Raw genomic sequence first — 20273 nt, 5'->3', positions numbered from 1 at the left:
TTAAGGGTCTACTCGCTTTATATAGTTTCCTTAAATACAACAAACCACTCTTCATCTTTTTGGAAGATGCTTGTGCCTACCCAGCCCGCTGCTAGTAATTTTTGCTGTTCCTCTATGCCCCCCATTTTTATATGGAGCTCTTTTTCGCCAAATGTTATAAAATCATTTCCATCGATTCTCTTGTAAAATATGTAACGCAGCATATTATCATACTTACGTTTGAGAGCTTTAATAACCATTCCTTGGCTTAGCTTGTCTTTTAAGCTGGCAAAGTTAAATGGTGCAACCGTCGCACAAATATAGATGTATGTAGAATCCTGCATAAGCTCCATTACAAGGTCCGCTAGTTTTCTTTGGAGACCGTAACCGCGGTATGCAGGATGGACATTCGTAATTTCTTGATAGACAACGTCACCTAATTGTTCTTCCGAAAGACCAATATCATATCCTAAATGATGCTTGTCCATTGCTGGAATCGCAAGGGTACGAAATGCGATTAGCTCCTCACCCGCAAATACACCTACCATTAAACGATGCTCTAGAGAGTCTTCGAATTCCTCCTTTGTAAGGGGCTGTAAAAACTCTTTATTATCTAAGTTTTGCAAGACAATGTCCTGTAAGGCTAAAATTTGTTCTATATTGTCCTTTGTTAATTCTCGAGCTGGGTACTCTTTTTCCCCAAGACTGACTATCCACTCTTTCATTGATGCACTTCCTCTTACTTCATTACTTTATCGGAGAACTCCGTTAACTCTTTTAACATCTCTTCATCCACGTCTATACCTAAACCTGGTCGCTCATTAAGTTTAATAAAAGGAACATCATAGCGCAAATTTCCAACGTCCTTCGAGAACTTAAGTGGACCCGTCAATTCGACACTCGTAAATGCTTTTTTAGAGAAAGCTACATGAAATCCTGCGGCTGAGCCAATGGAAGACTCGACCATAGAACCGATTTGACATTCTAAGCCTGCCATTTCAGCCATATGAGCAAGCTTCATAGCGGGATATATACCGCCACATTTCATCAGCTTAATATTCACTTTGTGTGCAGCTTGCTTCTCTATTAACTCACGCATATCACGAAGCCCTCTCAAGCCTTCGTCCATCATAAGGGGGGTACTAGTTTTTGCCTTGACCTCCACCATTCCGTTAAAATCATCTGCCATTACAGGCTGTTCCAGCCAATCTAGTCCTGTATGCTCTAGCTGACGCATCGCAGAAATCGTGTTAGCACTATTCTTCCAACCCTGATTTACGTCTACGCGAATGGCAATCTCATTGCCTACTTTTTCTCTAACTGCTTGGATTCGTTTTACATCAGCCTGTACTTCTGTTCCTACTTTCATTTTAAATGAAGTATAGCCCTCTTTCATACGTTTTTCTGCTTCTTCTGCCATAGATTCTGGGGAGCCTATGCTCAATACATGAGTAACTGGAAATCTTTCATGATAACGCCCACCTAGCAATTGGTATACTGGAACACCTAGTTTTTTACCGACCACATCGTAGCAAGCAATGTCTAAGGCTGCTTTAGCTGCTGGTGCTTGGTAGACAGCTTTATCCATCTTTTCATGAAGTCGCTCAAATTCCATCGGATTTTCTCCGATTAAGGCTGGTGCTAAAGTATTTTTTAGCATAGCATATGTACTCTCCCATGTTTCTCCTGTTACGTGCTCGTCTGCAACTGCCTCTCCATACCCAACTAGACCTTCTTCTGTTGTGAGCTTCACTATGATAGAAGGCATATCATCGTACGTATGATAACTAATGATAAATGGATCGATTAATGGTAATCTAATAGCAGATATTTCTATTTCTTTAATTTTCATATTTTTCTAACTTCCTTTACATATTTTTATTTTTTGGTTATAGTTGTCGTTAAATAGTCGTTAAATACATAAAAAAAGGGGGATATCATGCAATCACGTATAGCAGTTCTTGGCTCTACAAACTTTATAGATCGCTTGAAGCATTTCGAACATGAGATGCCTTTTATCCGTTTGGATTATTATCACTATAATACTCCAAAAGAGGCGAAGGAACTAGTAAAAAATATAAAACCATGCGCCGCTGTATTTTTCTCTGGTTCGCTCCCCTACCTATATGCGAAAAAAGAGAGAGAGCTCTTGCCTGTACCTTCCTATTATTTAAAGCAGGACAGTACTTCCGTTGCTACTACATTATTAGCAACTTGTCATACTCCTATTCATCAAATTTCCATGGACTTAATAGAACCAAAGCTTGTAGAAAGTGTCTTACAGGATATCAACCAAACAGCTGCCGTTCCCTTTCTTATGCAAATTGATCCTGCATTCTCTTTAGAAGAGGTGGTGTCTTTTCATATTAGCCTACAAAATGCCGGAAAAACAAAGCTTGCAATTACTTCTGTCCACGCTGTTTATGAATCTTTGATGCAAAGTGGAATACCTGTCGTTCGAATGATTGACCCAAAAAACTCTATTTTAAAAGCGATTGAAGAAACCAATTCATTAGCAATTCTCGCAAAAAGTGAAGCCTCCAAAATTGCCGTTTGCTCTATTTTACTAGACCAAGAGGACTCTAGCTCAGCAACCTCCTTGAATAAAGTAACAGATTCTATAGACGCTTCGATTGTTAAAGTCGATGACCTGCTTTATATGCTTTTCACTACTCAAGGAAAGGTTCAACTTGCCTTGGAGAGCAACGTGGTGAATAGCTGGTTCGACCTTTTTAGCACCCCCGTCCGCATTGCCTTTGGGTATGGCACGACAGTGTTAGAAGCTAGTGAAAACGCTAAGGATGCCTTAAGACATGCTACAAAAAACAATATCTATCTAATGAACCAAGAAAAACAACTAACTGGTCCACTCCTTCAGAATGAAACTAAAATCGACTTAAGAACGAACGACCCTAGGCTTGTTTTAGTAGCCAAAGAGACAAAATTAAGCCCAGCTAATCTTTCTAAAATTATGCAATTTAGTCGCATCCACCATTCCGTCGAGTTTACTGCACATGATTTAGAAGTCTTTTTAAAGGTCAGCAGGCGAACAACTGAAAGGATTCTTAAAAAGTTGTCGGATCACGGTTATGCATCCATCGTTGGTGAAGAAATGACCTATCAGCAGGGGCGACCTCGAGCGGTATATGAATTTAACTTTCCTACCTATTAAATTTAAAGCCTGCTGAGTTCTAGGTAATTTTGCTGAACGGTCATAAATTTTTTTATCCGGTCATAAATCTCCTCTATCCGGTCATAAAAAGCTTTTTGGCATTAAAAAGCCACTTAAAAAGAAAAGGAAAGCTCAGCTTATCACTGAACTTTCCTTTTTTATGCTTCTGCAATCTCTTTGTTTAAAATCTCTTGCTTTTCTTCCTCTGAGATTTTTACAATGGAGAAACCTACTGCTGCATAGATAATAGATAGAATTGGCACTGTATAGTTTAATATAGCATATGGTGCATATTCAAAAGCACCTACCCCTAGTGTCCCTAATATGAAAACACCACAAGTGTTCCAAGGTATAAATACCGATGTCAAAGTTCCTCCATCCTCTAAAGCTCGTGATAAGTTTTTAGAGTGCAGTCCCATATTCGTGTACGCTTTAGAAAACATTCTAGCTGGTACAACGATCGAGATATATTGCTCTGAACAAGTGGCATTCGTAGTAAAACAAGCTAGGATTGTAGAAGTAACTAATGAAAAGGCAGTCTTAGCAAGCTTTAAAATCTGATTCATAATGGATTGAAGCATCCCTGAAAACTCAAGTATTCCACCAAACGTCATTGCAACAATCGTCATTGAAACGGTATACATCATGGAATCCAATCCACCACCGTTAAACAACTCGTCTACCATTTTATTACCTGTTTCAATAACGTATCCACTTTGAAGAGCACTAACAGCTGATGCAACGTCTCCTCCTTGTACAAAAATTTGAGATAGGAATCCTAGTAAAATACCGACTACTAAAGCTGGAATAGCCGGTACTTTTATTGCAACTAATACAACTACCGCTAAAGGGACTAACAATAGCCAAGGAGAGATAACGAAGCTTTTTTCGAGCATATCAATAGTTTGTAAAATGCTTTCTTGATCTATACTACTATTTTTGTATTTCATTCCTAGAAGACCGTAAACAACCAAAGCTATGACAGCTGCTGGTATAGTTGTATAGAACATGTGACGAATATGTACGAATAAATCTGTCCCCGTTAGACCTGCCGCTAAATTAGTTGTATCGGACAGAGGTGACATTTTATCTCCAAAGTAAGCTCCGGAAATGACAGCCCCAGCAACAATTGGAGCAGGGATTCCCATACTTAAACCAATACCCATACCAGCTACACCGATTGTCCCCATAGTTGACCAGGAGCTTCCAATAGCAAGTGATACTATCATACAAATCACACAAATTGTTACTAAAAAGAATGCTGGTGTAATAATTTTTAAGCCGTAATAAATCATGGTAGCAACTATACCGCCACCAATCCAGGCTCCAATAATAAGACCAACCAATATAATAATAACGACTGCGGGAAGCGCAAGCTTAATCCCTTTGTACATCATTTCCTCTATATCTTCCCACTTGAAGCCATGTCTCCAAGCCACAAAGGCAGCCACTGAAGTTCCTACTATTAACGGAATGTGAGGTCCTTGCTCCAACTTAACTACAGTAATAATCATTGTTAAAATCATTACTAATAAAGGCGTGATCGCCCATATCAAGGACATTTCTTTTTTCTCTAATGGTTTCTTTTCTTCTACCATTCCAATTCACCCCTTCGCGACTTGTTCAACAATTTACAATTGTCGTTTATTAGTCGCTATTAGGGATATATTAATCTTTTATTAAAATTACGTCAATCTTTTTTAGCAATTTTTAAAAGCGCTTTCATAAGCACTTGAGCACCGATATAGAGGGCTTTGCGATCAAAAGTCATATGAGGATGATGAAGACCAGGAGAAAGGTCTGCTCCTATGCCAATCATTGCAGCCTTCAATTTCGGCTGTCTAATCGTATAAAAATGGAAATCATCACTACCAGATGTGATAACCTCTTCTGCTAGGTTCTCTGTTCCAATCGCTTCAATGATACCCTCTCTAGCTATTGAAGCGGCTTCTTTTGAAACTTCTGCTCCAGGAGTAATATCTTGCCACTCCCATTCTATTTCTATATCAAAAAGCCCTTGAAGAGAAAGTAAGTTTTTCTCAATTTGCTCTTTCATTTGTTTAAGCACATTGTTTTTTTGAGCACGTGCATCGATCGAGAAGCTTGCTGTACCAGGGATAATATTGGAACTTTCCCCACCAGCCTGTATTTTCGTCAGTTTTGCAGAGTATGCCTCAAAAGGAGAAAAGTATAGGTTTTTTAAGGATTGATGGATTGCAACTGCTACATCAATCGCATTCTTTCCTTGATGAGGTCGAGCTCCATGTGCATCAATCCCTTTAATTTTCCCTTCAAGGAACATTGCTGCACCGTGGCGTATCGCTGGTGCCACCTTACCAAAAGGTAGCTCTTCCACGGGTCTTAAATGCACTCCAAAGAGATGGGTAACATCCTCTAGTGCCCCTCTATCAATCATAGAATTCGCACCATTTCCCTTTTCCTCAGCAGGCTGGAATATAAAGCGAATACGTTTATCCAGCTTTGCATCCTTCAATAAAAGAAGAGCTCCTAAAACCATAGAAATATTCGCATCATGACCACAAGAATGATTTGCTTGGTATACTCCATCTACCTCCTGCCATAAAGCATCGATATCTGCACGAATTGCAATCACTTCTTCTCCCTCGCCTATTTCTGCCAAGAGACCTGTTACATCATCAAAACGTCGGTAAGGAACTTCTAGTGAATCAAGGATTTCAGCAATTTTATTGGTTGTTTCGAATTCCTTCCAGCTTACTTCCGGATATTTATGAAAATGTTCAAACCACTCTAATATTTGAGATTCTACCTGCATCTTTTCTCGCTCTCCCTTTACTGTTAATGTATGTATAGACCCCTATTGAGTCTTTATTTTATAATTTCGCAGACTCTGCCTATTTGACCGTCCGTCAATCTTACTTTAATGCCGTGTGGATGAAAGGTTGAATTCGTTAAAATATCTTGAACTACTCCCTTTGTTTTATTGCCTGAGCGCTGATCCTTTTTTAAAATTATATACACTTCTAGTCCTGCATGAATATCTTTTCTATTTTGTCCGTTCATATAATTCACCTCTTTTTGTATCGTACCACTTTCATGCTGTGCTTACATCCATTTGTTTAATACTATATACATTTTAAGAAAGAGATTACCACACCCATCAGTGATATTTATATAAATTTCAGCTGAGCCATGTTGTTTGCTTCCAATCACTCGGCTTTGCAGTTATGTTCTTTGGAAAAAGCTAGAGTTCATGCTATACTGTGAAAGAATTTTTTATTACAAAAGGAGTGTTTTATAATGGCGAAAAAAGGTTATTTCCTTATGGAATCTGGGGACAAAATTGAATTTGAATTATATCCAAACGAAGCACCAAACACAGTAGCAAACTTTGAAGAATTAGCTAACAGTGGTTTTTACAACGGTGTAGTATTCCACCGTGTTATTCCTGGCTTTGTAAGCCAAGGTGGAGATCCAACTGGTACAGGCATGGGCGGAAGCGGCAAAACAATCAAATGTGAAACTGCTGGAAACCCACACAAACACGAAGCAGGTAGCCTTTCTATGGCTCATGCAGGAAAAGACACTGGCTCAAGCCAATTCTTCATCGTGCACGAACCACAACCACATTTAAACGGTGTTCACACTGTTTTCGGTAAAGTAACAAGCGGTTTAGAAGCTGCAAAAGCTATGAAAAATGGCGATAAAATGGAAAAAGTTGAAGTGTTTGACGAAGAGTAAGTAAATAACAGACAACTGTTTAGGCTTTGGAATTTTTGTTCCAAAGCCTACATTTTTCTAGTTATTTGATGTATGGGAACAGATACAAAAAATGAACATCTCTGTAATTTTTATTCCATACGTTCTCTTTCCCCCAGCAAGATCCTTCTGCACCATTCTTTTTTCTATTTCATATACATAATTATTTCTACCCCACCAAGTACTTCGTTTAGGAGGTTTTAGCATGAAGGATTTTCATTGCTGTGCAACTTGTATTCATTTCATCAGTGAAAAAACAAAAAACGGAATGTTTTATAAATGCAAACGGTTGGGCTTTCAAACTGCGCCCACATATAAATTTAATTGTTGGAACCCGAAAGAAAACGTTCGAAAGCTGATGGAAAAGGAAAATCAATAGATGCCTATATTTAAAAGTGAACGACTGCTACCAGTTACCATAAATTAATAGCCGAATAGAGAATCCTTAATTGGCTCTTATTAAACTTCCGAGAGCCTGCTTTGTAATATCATATTTTAGACAACGTTATTTAACTCCTCCATAGCTCCAATCTGTAGATTTTGATTCTACACACAAAGTTCTCCATTAATCACTAAAAATAAATATCATTTTGTAACATATTTACTTTCATAGTTATAATTGTTTGTTTTTAAAATAAATGGTCGTTATATTACAATAAAATAACAATAAGAATATAAATTTGTATATTTATTCCTTTCCATTATTTTTGTTGATATAATTATATACATAAAAAGTCATAGTCGGAGGTGTACCTATGTTTCTTATTACCCGTCAATCAAATGGTACAACAGAGACCTTGAAAAATTCCAATAGCCAATTAGATAAATCTTTTACGAACTATGAAGATGCACATAACTTCGTCCAAAAGCTAAATCAAAATATTATTCCATCTAAACATTGGACGGTTACAGAAAATATGAAAGAGGCGAAGAACGAACAGTTATAATAACTGCTCGTTTTTTTATTTTCATTTTTTTCTTCTATTTAAAAAAATATGGAGAACTACCACATATTCCTCAGTCTAACCATAATTCCCCACATAAAATAAGATAACTCTTAGCGAGGAGGTGTTAATAATGAGTTATTCAAATTATTGTGGCGGCTATGGTGGTGGTAATACTGGCGGATATGGCGGTTACTGTGGCAACACTGGCGGTAACGTTGGTGGAGTCGGCTTCGGATCAGGATTCGCTTTATTAGTAGTATTATTTATTCTTTTAATTATCGTAATTGGTACTTTTGGATATGGTAACGGCGGCGGTAATGTTGGCGGTGAATCCTGCTAAGTAAGGATTCCTGTACCTCCTAGTTATTTCGTTTTCATTCATGAGACGGGCTTATAGCCTGTCTCTATTTACATAAAGTATAATTGTTATAAACGAAGGGGATTCCTATATCCTTTGTCTCTTTGTATATGCGCAATATAAAAATAATCCCTAGAGCATTTTATACTCTAGGGATATCGTTTTATAGAAGAAACGAAATTGCAAGAATGAGTAGAATGGGACCTAAAATAAATAACCAGGCTAATGGTCTTGCAAAGTTAATGGACCAACCGACTCCAAAGCGTTTTTCCACAAAAATGCTAGGATCGTCTTTGTTAATATAGAAAATACCGCCCTTCCAAAACTGATCATCGTCTACAGATGTAATATGACGATTTACTTCTGCTTCATCCTCTACTACTTTTATACGTGAACCACCTTGCCCAATTTTTATTGTAAAAATAGCAACGCTAGCAAAAGCAAGTACCAAGAATCCAAGTGGGAGGACAAGCATAACTATCGGGGAGGCTATTTCAGGATGAATGGTTTGTAACTGAAAATACCCCATCATCAAAGTAATCCCTACCGACATGACAAAAGAAAGCCAACTTGAATATTTTCGAAATGCTAGCTGCTGCTTTACAGAAGTTTTTTTGTTTCGAGGGCTTATACTTGTTCCTGACAATTTAATCCCCTCGCTTGTAAATAAAAACATTCCCTGAACAACCAATAATATCAATGGAAGAGAAATGGCAGTAAAATAACTTTTCTTACTAAATGCATCTGCTTCTCCTGTTGGACCCCAATGAGTAGGAATCAATTCCGGCATCTGTGGATATTTCATAATTGTATAAACGATAAGTCCGATTGTTACAACCATTGGGACGATAAAAGCCATTTTTGGAAGTAATTGAAGCTTTTCATGGAATTTCAAATCCACTACTCTCACTTCGTTTTTATCAGAGTACCAACGACGTTCCTCTTTTAACTTCTTCATTCTGGTATGCATGATAAAGTAATAAGCGATACTCAAAAAAAGAACAACAAATTGAATCCCCACACTAACAAGGGCAAGAGTCTCCTCTGCAGGCTTTTGACTGATCGCCCATACTAGATAGACCGCAAAGATAGCTAAGCCAACCGAGAGAACGACTCCGGTATATCTTTTTTTTAGTAGAATTATTTCCTTATCCTTTGCATGCTGATCTGGAACATTTATACCGAAGATGAGTGTTGGCTTTAAAAATACCGGAATGAATGCCTGTAATATCGTAATAAATAATAGAATAAATCCAAATAACAATAAAATCATCATTACCCCTCCTTAATATGTTGAACAAGCTCTCTTACCATCACAACCATTTCTTCCTCTGAAAGCTGTAATACCATTCCCTCCGCTAATAATGGGCGAATCTGTTCTGCAAGTAATTGCTGTTGTAGTTGTGTTGCTTTTTCCATTCCTTTTGGCCGCACAATGACCCCAGATTTCGGGACAATTTGAATGAAGTCCTTTTCTTCTAAAAGGTGATACGCTTTGTTAACTGTATGCATATTCATCCCCAAATCTGCTGCAAAACTTCTTACAGATGGTAGAGAATCCCCTGGCTTTAACTCACCCCTAGCCATGCCTTCTATCAATTGTTGAGCTAACTGTAAATAGATCGGTACGGATGAATTTGGTTTTATCTCTATAAACATATTATGCCTCCTATTTACGTTGTTCTATTAATATTATAACACACTGTTCTATGTATAGTATATCAAAAATAATTGATCATTCTCCTGTGTTAGTTGGATGGTTCCTGGTTGTTTTACGACAATTGATCACTGGTTTACTACAATTAGAGCTTATTTTACGACAATCAGACACTAGATTACTACAATCAACCGATAGTTTACTACAATCCCATTCGATGGCGAACGCTTCCGCCTGGTTTACTACAATCAGAGCTTACTTTACGACAATTAGCCACTGATTTACTACAATCACCCGATAGTTTGCACAATCCCCTCCTATGATGAGCGCTCTCAACCGTCTTTCCTACATTTCACTTAGCTTATTTCCGCATAAAAATAAAGCCGCCAAGGTCGCTTAAGGACCTTGACGGCTTTATATAATTAATTAGGCTTTAACTGCTAAGTCAACTAAACGTTGAGCAGAAGCTTTTACTTCTTCCATACCTGAAGAAATGATTTCTTGTGCTTTATCAGGCATTGCGTTATGACCTTCAATAATTACTTCATCAATAATTTGCATACCGAAAACTCCACCAAATACTGCGCGCATGTAGTTTACAGCCATTTCCATTGGTGCTGCCTCAGGTGTAGAGTAAATACCACCGCGAGCGTTTAGGAAGATTGCTTTTTTATCTGTCATCAATTGAATCATGTTGCCTTGTGCATCATATTTAAATGCAAAGCCTGCAGCATATACATAATCAATGAAAGTTTGTAATTTAGCTGGAATAGTTAGATTCCATAATGGGAATGCAAATACTACAACATCTGCAGCAGTTAATAAATCCATTGCTTTTTGTTTAGCGGATAACAAGCGAGATTCAACATCAGTTAACTCTCCACCATTTTGTACTTTACCGAAAGCATTGAAAAGATCTTGTCCAAAGTATGGAGTGTCTTCTTCATATACGTCATAAACAGTTACGTTTACGTCTTTACCTTCAAGCTCAGCCATGAATGTTTCATACATTTTACTTGAAATTGCTTCTGTTGCTGGACGATTATTTGCTTTTACTACTAATACGTTCATTTTAAAACTCCTCTATATATCTATATGTTTTTTTAGGTTTTATTTATCTCACTTTCGAGACTTCTCTATATTATATTAATATAAGGTGACTGTCAAAAAGTTAGCTCATGTTAGTTATTTGATCATTACAATAGATTTCTCCAGAATATTTGCAGCTATACCAAATAAATTATTCTTATTTTTCATCCATTTGGAAACTTTAACTATTCCTGTATTTGTTATACTATTTATACAAGGGAGGTGCCATGCTTGGAGGATATTATTGCTATATTTATTTTTTCTGCTATTGGCTTATCCTTGCTTAGCGTAATTGCTATTGGAGGCTACGTAACAGTAAAACAACAGCAGCATAAGCAAAAGGAATTAGAGATAGAGCTTTTGCGTTTAGAAAATGAAGCTTTTATGCTTTTGGAGCGAAAAGCTATACGAGAAGGAAAACAGCTGGAGGAATAAATGGAGTTAATAAATAGAAAAGGTGCTCCTTGTAAATACCTTCACAAAGAGCACCATAATTGGTTTGAGTTATTATAATCCTATTACATGAGTTGTGTCCGGAGATCTTCGGTCAAATATAAAGCCGTTTGCCCGATAAAAAGCATCAGCTTTTGTTGATTCAGTTTTAGTAGTGATTTCGTTGAATTGGCCCTTTGCGTCTTCTAAAATTACTTTAAATAGCTCACTCCCGATTCCTTTTCTTCGGTAATCAGGCAAAGTATAAAATCGGTGTAATCTAGCAGAGTCTGATCCCAAGATATCACGATTCAGGCCACCAATCGCAACTAGCTCTTCTGCTTCCCAAGCACCATACAGTGCTTCTCCCTGTTCACTAAATCTGTTTGTACCATCCTCATATTCAGATGCCAGTCTGGAGACAAAACGATACCCTTCTTTTTCGCTTTCTTCAATTAGCTTGGATACGTCGACCTCTTTCAAATCAGAAATTCTTCTCACTTCGATTGCCATATACGTTCCTCCATTCTATTATAAAAAACGAACTCCTAGTATCTTTCTAGATAAGACCACTAAACCCCTTTATACCTATTATTATATTTTGTTTCCCACTATATTATACAGTCACAGATTATACATCAATGGTGAATCCTCTTGTACAGTTTTTCCATATGTTTCGCATTATAATGGAGACAATATGTTTACACATTCTTTCTTGCTCTAAAAATGAAATATTATAAAAAAACCATGCTAATTAAATAGCATGGTTGATCAAAAATTATGTTAAATAGCAGCTAATCTAGCTTCTACTTCTTCTTCAGTTAAATTATGTTCTACAATATAGCGATTTCTTGGGTGCACACGACACTCATGTGAACAGCTACGAAGATATTTGTGTTCATTTTCTTCAGAACAAAGAATTTTGTCATTACAGTCTGGATTTGCACAGTTTACATATCGCTCGCAAGGTTCTCCAGTGAAATGGTCTTTCCCTACCACTACATGCTCGACTTGGTTAATCGGCACAGCTATACGCTCATCAAAAACGTACATTTGGCCATCCCACAGCTGACCACGAACCTCTGGGTCTTTACCATAGGTAGCAATACCGCCGTGTAATTGAGCAACGTCTTCAAATCCTTCTCTTACTAACCAGCCAGAGAATTTTTCACAACGGATTCCGCCAGTGCAATATGTTAATACCTTTTTACCTTCAAACAATTCCTTATTGTCATGAATCCATTCAGGAAGATCACGGAAGTTACGAATATCCGGGCGGATTGCCCCACGGAAATGACCTAAGTCAAACTCATAATCATTACGAGCATCTATCACTATTGTATCTTCTGCTTGCATTTGCTCATAAAATTCTTTTGGAGACAAATATTTTCCTGTTAATTCATTAGGATTGATGTCTTCCTCTAATCCTAAATGAACAATTTCACGCTTAGGTCGAACGTGCATTTTTTTGAATGCATGTCCATCCGCTTCATCTATTTTAAACACCATATCCGCGAAACGATTGTCCGCTTTCATCATGTCCATGTATGCGTCTGTTTGTTCAATTGTTCCGGAACAAGTTCCGTTAATACCTTCGTTCGATACTAAAATACGCCCTTTTAACCCAATTTCCTTACATGCAGCAAGATGCTCTTGTGCAAATATTACTGGATCTTCAATCGGGACATATTTGTAGTAAAGTAATACTCTGTATGCATTTGTGTCCATTTTTTACTCCACCTTTTCAAATTTTGTCCATCAATTTATCATAACAAATTAAATGTGAGAAGTTAAATAGTTAGTTTTATCAAAATTTGACCACGAGGAGTTTTCCATGTAATGCTACAGGCTTGAATCTCAAGTTCGCTCGACAAAATTTCCAAGAAACTTGGTGAATGGTCATAAATAATTTTATCCGGTCATAAAACCTCGTTGAACGGTCATAAATATTTCTATCCGGTCATAAGTCCTTGCTGAACGGTCATAAAAAAATCTATCCGGTCATAAAACCTCGTTGAACGGTCATAAATCCTTGCTATCCGGTCATAAGTCTATACTCGCTGGGTCTAAACGGGATTCTTTTACTTGTTTTCATTGATTTTTCATTCTTTCATTAACATTTATAATATCTAATACCACTCCATAGTGGTCGCTAGGTAATATTTGTGCTTTGGCAGTTGGTTTATTCCCAAAAACTTCTACACTTATAGATGGAAGTTTCAAATTCTTATGTAGCTTTAATAAAATCCAGTCATATCGAGCTTGTATGTTTAAACTTGATTCGTTTTTTATGTTTGAATTATTTATATAGTCTAAAGTAGGCTGAGCTTTAATATTATTTATTTCTTCATTTAGCTGCGCTGCATCTATCCAGTGATTATTAGTTAGGTATTGATGAATACTTGAATTAGGTTCATCATTAAAATCTCCGCAAAGTACCTCGTATGATTTATTGTCCTCTAAAATCCATTCATGTACCGCTCTAATCTGTTCATCTCTTACTATAGTAGATTTCCAATTTAAATGAACATTTGTTATTCCATATTCGTAGGATCCATATTTGAAAGTAATTCTATTTGCACAGTAATTTGTTTCCTTAATATTTTTGCTCCAAATAACATCTTCACTACTTATTGGATATTTACTCAAGATAGCTAGTCCTTCATCTGGAGAATCAGGATATTCGTTAAAAATACCATATGGATATCCGATAGTGTTTGCTATATATTGAGCGACATTTAAATTCTCACCTTCTTCAATGCACGCCTTTACTTCCTGTAAAGAAATAATATCAGGATTTACTTTTTTTATTTCTTCACAAATTGCTATTAATCGGTCCTTCCACATTACTTGCTTATTCCAAATATTAAAGGTCGCTATTCTCATTACTTCTCCTATGGTATTTTGTATTTGTCTGTCACTTTTAAAGGAATGTCTTCGTTTAGACTTAAGTTGATTCTCTCTTTAACCATAAAACAAGCAGAAAGCTTTTGCTCTCTGCTTGCTTTCTTATTTATTTTGTTTTGTTAGCTATATCGATTGCACGATTAGTTCCTTCTGCTGCAGCATCTAGCGCTTCTTTAGGATCCATCCCTTGGTATAGATTCTCTAAAGCTGTGACGATTTGCTGACGAGATTCTGGGAAAACCGAGATTAAAGCTCCCTGAGTAGCAATAGAAGGCTCTGTGCTTTGAAGCTGCTCCACCGTTACTTTTAACTGTGGCATCTCTTCCCAAGCTTTTTTTACGATATCTTCTTCATATGCGGATGGGTTGATCGCAAAGTAACCTGTATCTAAATGCCATTTTGCTTGGACCTCTGGAGTAGTTAGATATTTCATGAATTCCCAGGCCGCTTTTTGCTCAATTTCTGCGATTCCCTTAGACATCCATAGAGATGCTCCTCCGATTACAACACCTTTACGATCTACTTCATCTGCATAAGGAATGTATGCTGCCCCTACTTCAAATGGTGCGTTATCAATGATTCCACGTACACCTGCGGAAGAATCCATATACATAGCCACTTTCCCTGATTGGAAGGCAGCTCGGATGTCATCCCAGTTCGTTCCGAAGTTACCAAATGTGCCAGCTTTATTCATTGTATTTAGGAATTCAAATACACGTTGACCTTCTTCTCCGTTGAAAACTGCTTCGGTTGCGTCACCTGCGCGGCCATTTTCTTCATTTACATACAGTCCACCTTGTGTCGCTACTAGCTGCTCGAAGAACCAGCCGTATGTCAGCATAGAGAAGCCCTTCATTTCATCTGTTTTAAGCTTAGCAGCTGCATCAATTACCTCTTGGAAAGTTTTAGGAGGATTTTCAGGGTCTAAGCCAGCTTCCTTGAAAGCATCCTTGTTATAAAGCATTACCGGTGTAGAAGAGTTAAACGGCATAGAGTATAATTCTCCATCTAAAGAATAATAATTTAAAATGTTTTCCTCTAATTGAGACAAATCATAGTTATCTTCATCGATAAATTTTTGCATTGGCTCGATGAATCCACTTTCAATCATATATTTAGTCCCTACCTCAAACACCTGCGTTATGGCTGGAGCATCTGCAGTACCACCAACACTACGAAGCTTAGTTAATGATTCTTCATAAGATCCTTGGAATTCTGCCTTAACTTCATAGTCATCCTGTGATGCATTAAAGTCTGCGACAAGACTGTCTAGAGCAGTCTGCCCTGATCCTGACATAGCATGCCAGAAGGAAATGACTGTTTTACCTTCTTCTGATTTTTCAACATCTTCATCGCTTTTTTGCACAGGTTCTGTTGACGATCCCTCATCACTATTTGTACAGGCAGCTAATGCTAGAATACCTAATAAAATCATGAACAACCACGTAAACTTAAACTTCTTTCCCATTTCATACACCTCTTTTTTTAGTTTGGAACAACTGTTATTTTAAAGCCCCTTGCGTTAACCCCTTTTGCAATTGCTTTTGTCCTAAAAACAATAGTAATAGTGTTGGAATAATAACTACGATTACCCCTGCCATCACCACCCCCCATTCTGTTGCAACCTCTTGCGACTGCAGCTGCTTCAAACCAATTTGTACCGTTCGAACGGAATTATTGGTTGTAACTAACAGCGGCCATAAATACATATTCCATGTTGTTAAGAACCCATAAGCTCCTAGTGTTACTAAACTAGTTTTAGAAACTGGTAGAATCACACGTATGAAAAAAGCGAATCGGCTCAGTCCAGCAATTTGAGAAGCCTCATGTAGCTCCTTCGGTATTGTTTTGAAGTGCTGTCTGAGTAAAAATGTCCCGAATGCTAATGCAAAGAATGGTAGTGTCATACCTTGATATGTGTTAATCCAATTCAGATTTTGAATGGTAAAGAAATTGGGTATCATCGTCGCTTCCCAAGGTATCATCATGGTGGAGATAAACAGGAAGAATACAAAGTCCCTTCCTTTAAATGGGATAAAAACAAATGCATAGGCTGCTAGACTACAAACAACTAGCTGCCCTAGCATGACCCCAAACGAAACTATAAAGCTGTTGATCAAATAATTTAACAAAGGCAGGCGATCAAACACCTTCACATAATTATCAAAGCTAAAGGTAGAAGGGAGGAATTTTCCCTGTAAAATTTCTCCTCCAGTCATGAAGCTTACCATTAAGGCATAGATAATTGGGAAAAACATAATAAGGGCAGTGATGATCAATAAAAAATAAACGACGGAGCGCTTAAATATTCTCATTGGTAATGCACCTTCTTTTCACCTAGCTTAAACTGTAATATCGTAACGATTAAAATACATACAAACAAGAACACTGCCTGCGCACTTGCTGTACCGAATTGGTAGTTAACAAATGCCTCTCGATAAATGGAATACACTATAAGATTAGTAGATTGGGAAGGTCCACCCTTCGTTAAAATATCCACCTGTCCAAACGTTTGAAATGCATTAATGAGTGAGATAGTAATGATAAAAAACAAGGTAGGAGATAACATTGGAATAGTTATTCTTCTCAAACGATACCAATAGCTTGCTCCGTCAATACGTGCACTTTCATATAAGTGCTCATCAATATTTTGTAGTCCTCCTAGCAATATCAGAAAGCAGAAGCCTGTGTTCAACCATATAGTAGTCAATGACACAGATAGCAATGCCCATGTCGGGTCTAGCAGCCATTCAACTTGGGGAAGATTTAAAATGGCAAGCACTTTGTTGAACATTCCAATACTCGGATGGAATAGGAATAACCATACAACAGAAGACGCTGCCACAGAAACTCCCATAGTAGAAGCATAGATCGTACGGAAGAACCCAATTCCTTTTAGCTTTTCATTGGCAAGGAGTGCGAGTCCTAGCGCTATAATAATTCCCGTAGGAACTGTATACAATACAAATAGGAATGTGGCCTTTATACTATTTAGAAATGCTGACGATTCAAGCAAATACGCATAATTTTCAAGACCAACAAATACTGCAGCCTCTCCTGCTTGATTGGTTAAGAAAAAGCTTAAATAAATTGTTCGAAACATCGGATAAAAAACAAACACGGAAAATAAAATAATAGATGGCAATAAATATAGGAGAGCAGTCCGGGCATCCAATGAACGCTTCCAAATGCTTTTCTTTTGCTTAGATTTAGCGGCTGTCATATGCTTCAATTTCACTACTGTCATACGAATACCTCTTTACCAAATACATGGTTTTCTACATCAGAAGGTTTTTTAATAATCTCCTTCGTCACGCTATCGAAGAAACAGAAGGAATCATAATTCATAATTACTGGGATTTTATCACCTACAGCTATTTGCCATTGGCCGCTCCATTTTACTTGCCATTGCTGATCATTCAATAAAAATGAAAACACCGTTTCATTTCCTAAAATCTCGACATTTACAATTTCGACAACTACTTTTTCCTCAATAGTTGATTCCTTAGTTGCGGCTTTAATATGTTCCGGACGGATGCCAACAATTACATTGTCTGTGAGGTAATGTGCGTCCTCGGCAGGCACTGGGATAGTAATTAAATCATTTAATACAATAGCTTGCTTCTCTTTACTTCCAACGCCTTCGGCAATATTCATTGGTGGTGAACCAATAAAAGTAGCTACAAATGGATTAGCTGGATTATTATAAATATCAATTGGCTTGCCTATCTGTTGAATGGATCCTTCATGCAGAATCATAATGCGATCACCCATAGTCATCGCCTCAATTTGGTCATGTGTTACATAGATCATTGTAATTCCAAGTCTGCGTTGAATCTGTCTTATTTCCGATCTCATATGCGCGCGAAGCTTCGCATCTAAGTTGGATAATGGTTCATCCATTAAGCAAATTGGTGCCTGGTTTACGATAGCGCGAGCAAGAGCAACGCGTTGTCTTTGCCCCCCTGAAAGCTCTCTCGGCTTGCGCTTTAAGTAATCAGAAAGTCCAAGCATCTGAGCAACTTCCTTTGTCCGATTAGCCCGTTCTTCTTTAGAAATTTTCTTTACGTGCAAACCAAACTGGATATTTTCCTCCACAGTTAGATGAGGATATAAAGCGTAATTTTGAAATACCATGGACAAATCACGCTTACTTGGAGGTAAATCATTCACTTCCTGCTCACCAATTTTGAGCACTCCTCCCGTTATCTCTTCTAGTCCTGCGATCATTCGTAGCATTGTACTTTTTCCACACCCCGATGGCCCAACAAGTACAAAGAATTCCCCTGGTTCAATCGTTACGTTAATATTAGAGATAACGCTAGATTGTTTGTCATACGACTTAGAGATGTCAATCAGTTCTACTCGCTTCAAAAGATTTCCCCCATCCTCTATTCAATTATGTAACTATAAACATTAGGTTTATAGAGTTTACTATGAAAGCTAGCAAAAAATGATTCTATTCAGCTTCCATAGTTATGTTATCTTTTCATAACTATATTACTAAACCGAATATTCTAAAGTAAAGAAATTTACAATTTTTACAGAATATTTAATTTTAAATAAAAAGTTAACATCTTTGGAGGACATATTTATGCGCAAAAGTAGTTTAATTTTATTGGTTTTTATTGTGCTCATTGGTGGATGTAAAGGGAGCGAAGTAACACCTATTGCTTCAGATGAGTTTTTTGTCATCGCGCATAGAGGGGCATCCACCTATGCACCAGAGCATACAATGGTAGCTTACGAAGTTGCTGAGCAACTAGGTGCGACCTATATTGAAATTGACCTACAAATGACCAAGGACGGCTCCCTAATAGCCATGCATGATGAAAAAGTGGACCGAACCACAGATGGGGAAGGTTTAGTAAAGGACTTCACATTAGAAGAATTAAAAGAATTGAATGCAGGAAAGTGGTTTAATGATGCGTATCCAGAATTCGCTAACGATGTGTATGAAAAGGTTCGAGTTCCCACACTAAGAGAAATATTTGAGAATTTTGGGGATAGAGTAAACTATTATATTGAAATGAAGTCCCCCAAAATATATGAGGACATGGAAGAAGAATTGCTTGCTTTGCTAGAGGAATATAACTTGCTAAATCACCAATCGGAAATACCAAAAGTGATCGTTCAATCCTTTAATCGTGCTAGTTTAATAGAGTTTCATGAGCTGGAGCCAAGTATCCCTCTTATTCAATTGCTCGGCTATAAGGAGAAAGCAGAGCTAACCAACCAAGAGATTAAAAGCTTAAACACCTATGCTAGCGGCATAGGTGTAAACGTGAATGCCGTGGACGGCACCTTTATTCATGAAGCCCAGGAAAATGGGTTAAAGGTTCATCTATTTTCCCTTAAAAGTGAAGCAGACATAAAAAAAGCCTTGATTTACAAGGCTGATGGTATTTTCGCAGATGCTCCTAATATAGCAATAGACATTTTACAAAATACCGAGGATTAGATCTATTGCTTTAAAGCGTGCTCACAAATTCGCTTAAAATGTATTTCAAACTTTTCATTATCTTCTCTTTGACGTTTCCGTGGTCCCTTCGTTCGACCACCTGCTTGTCTGATTTTTTTAGATATATGTCTACTATCTAACAGCTGATCTATATTTTCTGATGTAAACCATCTTCCATTTTGGTCTATCGCAAAGCCTTGCTTAGCTAGAACCATCGCTGCTAATCCATAATCCTGGGTGACAACAATGTCGCCCTTTTTTACTTTATTTACAAGCACAAAATCGACCGCATCTGCACCTTTAGACACCATGACTGTTTCTGCACCTTCTCTTTGCATATAATGTGCGGTGTCACATAATAACGTCACCTTCAAATTGAACTGTTTTGCTATATCTATCGTTAAGTCCACTACTGGACAACCATCTGCATCCACTAGTACATTCACCATGTCGAGCACCCCTATCAGCTATTTATCCCTCATTGTATACTAAATGAGCATTTTTATGAATTTAGTATACAACGCTTCTAGCTT

General features: G+C 37.5%; 24 protein-coding genes. 8 read left to right on the top strand and 16 right to left on the bottom strand.

The window, feature by feature from the left end; genetic code table 11:
• Positions 1 to 17: 17 nt before the first annotated feature.
• Both ACQKNZ_RS00225 and ACQKNZ_RS00220 read right to left on the bottom strand, forming a co-directional pair.
• Positions 18 to 704, bottom strand: coding sequence for a GNAT family N-acetyltransferase (locus tag ACQKNZ_RS00225; RefSeq protein ID WP_427657392.1), 687 nt, complete (start codon positions 702 to 704; stop codon positions 18 to 20).
• Positions 705 to 718: 14 nt separating this feature from the next.
• Positions 719 to 1831 carry a mandelate racemase/muconate lactonizing enzyme family protein gene (locus tag ACQKNZ_RS00220; protein WP_144538305.1) on the bottom strand — a complete coding sequence of 371 codons (1113 nt, stop codon included), beginning with the start codon at positions 1829 to 1831 and terminating at the stop codon, positions 719 to 721.
• A gap of 87 nt (positions 1832 to 1918) precedes the next feature.
• Here ACQKNZ_RS00220 and ACQKNZ_RS00215 point away from each other — a divergent pair, with 87 nt between their 5' ends.
• A complete protein-coding gene (locus ACQKNZ_RS00215) occupies positions 1919 to 3151 on the top strand; it encodes a transcriptional regulator (RefSeq protein WP_427657390.1) in 1233 nt (410 codons plus the stop codon).
• 158 nt (positions 3152 to 3309) lie between these two features.
• Here ACQKNZ_RS00215 and nhaC read toward each other — a convergent pair whose 3' ends face one another.
• The 3 genes from nhaC to ACQKNZ_RS00200 all read right to left on the bottom strand — a co-directional run bounded on the left by nhaC (position 3310) and on the right by ACQKNZ_RS00200 (position 6193).
• Entirely contained in the window at positions 3310 to 4713 is a 1404-nt protein-coding gene (gene nhaC, locus ACQKNZ_RS00210; RefSeq protein ID WP_427658873.1) for a Na+/H+ antiporter NhaC, read from the bottom strand.
• 128 nt (positions 4714 to 4841) lie between these two features.
• Positions 4842 to 5945, bottom strand: coding sequence for an amidohydrolase (locus tag ACQKNZ_RS00205; RefSeq protein ID WP_427657388.1), 1104 nt, complete (start codon positions 5943 to 5945; stop codon positions 4842 to 4844).
• Between the two features lie 53 nt (positions 5946 to 5998).
• Entirely contained in the window at positions 5999 to 6193 is a 195-nt protein-coding gene (locus ACQKNZ_RS00200) for a YwbE family protein (protein WP_151111760.1), read from the bottom strand.
• 237 nt (positions 6194 to 6430) lie between these two features.
• Between ACQKNZ_RS00200 and ACQKNZ_RS00195 the strand changes: the two genes are divergently transcribed.
• The 4 genes from ACQKNZ_RS00195 (at position 6431) to ACQKNZ_RS00180 (ending at position 8176) form a co-directional block, all read left to right on the top strand.
• Positions 6431 to 6871 (top strand): peptidylprolyl isomerase, encoded by a 441-nt coding sequence (locus ACQKNZ_RS00195; RefSeq protein WP_144538301.1) that lies wholly within the window; start codon positions 6431 to 6433, stop codon positions 6869 to 6871.
• 223 nt (positions 6872 to 7094) lie between these two features.
• Positions 7095 to 7268: a hypothetical protein gene (locus tag ACQKNZ_RS00190; RefSeq protein WP_186318151.1), complete on the top strand. Its 174-nt coding sequence runs from the start codon at positions 7095 to 7097 to the stop codon at positions 7266 to 7268.
• Between the two features lie 376 nt (positions 7269 to 7644).
• Positions 7645 to 7836: a hypothetical protein gene (locus tag ACQKNZ_RS00185; RefSeq protein ID WP_144538300.1), complete on the top strand. Its 192-nt coding sequence runs from the start codon at positions 7645 to 7647 to the stop codon at positions 7834 to 7836.
• Between the two features lie 130 nt (positions 7837 to 7966).
• Positions 7967 to 8176: a YjcZ family sporulation protein gene (locus tag ACQKNZ_RS00180; protein ID WP_144538299.1), complete on the top strand. Its 210-nt coding sequence runs from the start codon at positions 7967 to 7969 to the stop codon at positions 8174 to 8176.
• A 181-nt stretch (positions 8177 to 8357) separates the two neighbouring features.
• On the opposite strand, the gene ACQKNZ_RS00175 is transcribed toward ACQKNZ_RS00180, so the two are convergent.
• Both ACQKNZ_RS00175 and ACQKNZ_RS00170 read right to left on the bottom strand, forming a co-directional pair.
• On the bottom strand, positions 8358 to 9467 hold the full coding sequence (locus ACQKNZ_RS00175) for a DUF1648 domain-containing protein (protein ID WP_427657384.1): 1110 nt from the start codon (positions 9465 to 9467) through the stop codon (positions 8358 to 8360).
• Between the two features lie 2 nt (positions 9468 to 9469).
• Positions 9470 to 9853, bottom strand: a complete 384-nt coding sequence (locus ACQKNZ_RS00170; RefSeq protein WP_144538297.1) for a GntR family transcriptional regulator — start codon at positions 9851 to 9853, stop codon at positions 9470 to 9472.
• Between the two features lie 50 nt (positions 9854 to 9903).
• Here ACQKNZ_RS00170 and ACQKNZ_RS00165 point away from each other — a divergent pair, with 50 nt between their 5' ends.
• Positions 9904 to 10131 carry a hypothetical protein gene (locus ACQKNZ_RS00165; RefSeq protein WP_427657382.1) on the top strand — a complete coding sequence of 76 codons (228 nt, stop codon included), beginning with the start codon at positions 9904 to 9906 and terminating at the stop codon, positions 10129 to 10131.
• 146 nt (positions 10132 to 10277) lie between these two features.
• Here the strand turns inward: ACQKNZ_RS00165 and ACQKNZ_RS00160 are convergent, their stop codons facing one another.
• Positions 10278 to 10922 carry an FMN-dependent NADH-azoreductase gene (locus ACQKNZ_RS00160; RefSeq protein ID WP_144538295.1) on the bottom strand — a complete coding sequence of 215 codons (645 nt, stop codon included), beginning with the start codon at positions 10920 to 10922 and terminating at the stop codon, positions 10278 to 10280.
• A gap of 249 nt (positions 10923 to 11171) precedes the next feature.
• Between ACQKNZ_RS00160 and ACQKNZ_RS00155 the strand changes: the two genes are divergently transcribed.
• Entirely contained in the window at positions 11172 to 11375 is a 204-nt protein-coding gene (locus ACQKNZ_RS00155) for a hypothetical protein (protein ID WP_144538294.1), read from the top strand.
• Between the two features lie 72 nt (positions 11376 to 11447).
• Here the strand turns inward: ACQKNZ_RS00155 and ACQKNZ_RS00150 are convergent, their stop codons facing one another.
• From ACQKNZ_RS00150 to ACQKNZ_RS00120, 7 genes are all read right to left on the bottom strand, one after another.
• On the bottom strand, positions 11448 to 11885 hold the full coding sequence (locus ACQKNZ_RS00150; RefSeq protein ID WP_342577801.1) for a GNAT family N-acetyltransferase: 438 nt from the start codon (positions 11883 to 11885) through the stop codon (positions 11448 to 11450).
• Positions 11886 to 12155: 270 nt separating this feature from the next.
• Positions 12156 to 13100 carry a rhodanese-related sulfurtransferase gene (locus ACQKNZ_RS00145; protein ID WP_151111798.1) on the bottom strand — a complete coding sequence of 315 codons (945 nt, stop codon included), beginning with the start codon at positions 13098 to 13100 and terminating at the stop codon, positions 12156 to 12158.
• A 363-nt stretch (positions 13101 to 13463) separates the two neighbouring features.
• The gene (locus ACQKNZ_RS00140) at positions 13464 to 14258 is read right to left on the bottom strand and encodes an endonuclease/exonuclease/phosphatase family protein (RefSeq protein WP_427657379.1); all 795 of its coding nucleotides are present in this window, start codon (positions 14256 to 14258) and stop codon (positions 13464 to 13466) included.
• 127 nt (positions 14259 to 14385) lie between these two features.
• On the bottom strand, positions 14386 to 15747 hold the full coding sequence (locus ACQKNZ_RS00135) for an ABC transporter substrate-binding protein (RefSeq protein WP_151111800.1): 1362 nt from the start codon (positions 15745 to 15747) through the stop codon (positions 14386 to 14388).
• Between the two features lie 34 nt (positions 15748 to 15781).
• Positions 15782 to 16594, bottom strand: coding sequence for a carbohydrate ABC transporter permease (locus ACQKNZ_RS00130; RefSeq protein WP_144538289.1), 813 nt, complete (start codon positions 16592 to 16594; stop codon positions 15782 to 15784).
• Positions 16591 to 17502, bottom strand: coding sequence for a carbohydrate ABC transporter permease (locus ACQKNZ_RS00125; RefSeq protein WP_144538572.1), 912 nt, complete (start codon positions 17500 to 17502; stop codon positions 16591 to 16593). Before ACQKNZ_RS00125 ends, ACQKNZ_RS00130 begins: the two co-directional genes overlap by 4 nt.
• Positions 17503 to 17522: 20 nt before the next feature.
• On the bottom strand, positions 17523 to 18653 hold the full coding sequence (locus tag ACQKNZ_RS00120) for an ABC transporter ATP-binding protein (protein WP_427657376.1): 1131 nt from the start codon (positions 18651 to 18653) through the stop codon (positions 17523 to 17525).
• Positions 18654 to 18873: 220 nt separating this feature from the next.
• Here ACQKNZ_RS00120 and ACQKNZ_RS00115 point away from each other — a divergent pair, with 220 nt between their 5' ends.
• The gene (locus tag ACQKNZ_RS00115) at positions 18874 to 19740 is read left to right on the top strand and encodes a glycerophosphodiester phosphodiesterase family protein (protein WP_427657374.1); all 867 of its coding nucleotides are present in this window, start codon (positions 18874 to 18876) and stop codon (positions 19738 to 19740) included.
• Positions 19741 to 19742: 2 nt separating this feature from the next.
• Here the strand turns inward: ACQKNZ_RS00115 and ACQKNZ_RS00110 are convergent, their stop codons facing one another.
• Entirely contained in the window at positions 19743 to 20189 is a 447-nt protein-coding gene (locus tag ACQKNZ_RS00110; RefSeq protein ID WP_340843989.1) for a YaiI/YqxD family protein, read from the bottom strand.
• Positions 20190 to 20273: the final 84 nt, after the last annotated feature.

The organism is Psychrobacillus sp. NPDC093200 (genome assembly GCF_050280345.1).
Lineage (GTDB): Bacteria > Bacillota > Bacilli > Bacillales_A > Planococcaceae > Psychrobacillus > Psychrobacillus faecigallinarum.
Note: the sequence above shows the minus strand (reverse complement) of the source record. Positions and strands in the feature narration are given on the sequence as shown.

Coding starts and splice junctions, on each gene's coding strand:
- ACQKNZ_RS00185 (WP_144538300.1), top strand. CDS start 7,645: ATGTTTCTTATTACCCGTCAATCAAATGGTACAACAGAGACCTTGAAA.
- ACQKNZ_RS00205 (WP_427657388.1), bottom strand. CDS start 5,945: ATGCAGGTAGAATCTCAAATATTAGAGTGGTTTGAACATTTTCATAAA.
- ACQKNZ_RS00115 (WP_427657374.1), top strand. CDS start 18,874: ATGCGCAAAAGTAGTTTAATTTTATTGGTTTTTATTGTGCTCATTGGT.
- ACQKNZ_RS00125 (WP_144538572.1), bottom strand. CDS start 17,502: ATGACAGCCGCTAAATCTAAGCAAAAGAAAAGCATTTGGAAGCGTTCA.
- ACQKNZ_RS00145 (WP_151111798.1), bottom strand. CDS start 13,100: ATGGACACAAATGCATACAGAGTATTACTTTACTACAAATATGTCCCG.
- ACQKNZ_RS00160 (WP_144538295.1), bottom strand. CDS start 10,922: ATGAACGTATTAGTAGTAAAAGCAAATAATCGTCCAGCAACAGAAGCA.
- ACQKNZ_RS00195 (WP_144538301.1), top strand. CDS start 6,431: ATGGCGAAAAAAGGTTATTTCCTTATGGAATCTGGGGACAAAATTGAA.
- ACQKNZ_RS00135 (WP_151111800.1), bottom strand. CDS start 15,747: ATGGGAAAGAAGTTTAAGTTTACGTGGTTGTTCATGATTTTATTAGGT.
- ACQKNZ_RS00225 (WP_427657392.1), bottom strand. CDS start 704: ATGAAAGAGTGGATAGTCAGTCTTGGGGAAAAAGAGTACCCAGCTCGA.
- ACQKNZ_RS00190 (WP_186318151.1), top strand. CDS start 7,095: ATGAAGGATTTTCATTGCTGTGCAACTTGTATTCATTTCATCAGTGAA.
- ACQKNZ_RS00220 (WP_144538305.1), bottom strand. CDS start 1,831: ATGAAAATTAAAGAAATAGAAATATCTGCTATTAGATTACCATTAATC.
- ACQKNZ_RS00170 (WP_144538297.1), bottom strand. CDS start 9,853: ATGTTTATAGAGATAAAACCAAATTCATCCGTACCGATCTATTTACAG.
- ACQKNZ_RS00110 (WP_340843989.1), bottom strand. CDS start 20,189: ATGGTGAATGTACTAGTGGATGCAGATGGTTGTCCAGTAGTGGACTTA.
- ACQKNZ_RS00175 (WP_427657384.1), bottom strand. CDS start 9,467: ATGATTTTATTGTTATTTGGATTTATTCTATTATTTATTACGATATTA.
- ACQKNZ_RS00200 (WP_151111760.1), bottom strand. CDS start 6,193: ATGAACGGACAAAATAGAAAAGATATTCATGCAGGACTAGAAGTGTAT.
- ACQKNZ_RS00150 (WP_342577801.1), bottom strand. CDS start 11,885: ATGGCAATCGAAGTGAGAAGAATTTCTGATTTGAAAGAGGTCGACGTA.
- nhaC (WP_427658873.1), bottom strand. CDS start 4,713: ATGTCCTTGATATGGGCGATCACGCCTTTATTAGTAATGATTTTAACA.
- ACQKNZ_RS00165 (WP_427657382.1), top strand. CDS start 9,904: ATGTATAGTATATCAAAAATAATTGATCATTCTCCTGTGTTAGTTGGA.
- ACQKNZ_RS00130 (WP_144538289.1), bottom strand. CDS start 16,594: ATGAGAATATTTAAGCGCTCCGTCGTTTATTTTTTATTGATCATCACT.
- ACQKNZ_RS00215 (WP_427657390.1), top strand. CDS start 1,919: ATGCAATCACGTATAGCAGTTCTTGGCTCTACAAACTTTATAGATCGC.
- ACQKNZ_RS00180 (WP_144538299.1), top strand. CDS start 7,967: ATGAGTTATTCAAATTATTGTGGCGGCTATGGTGGTGGTAATACTGGC.
- ACQKNZ_RS00140 (WP_427657379.1), bottom strand. CDS start 14,258: ATGAGAATAGCGACCTTTAATATTTGGAATAAGCAAGTAATGTGGAAG.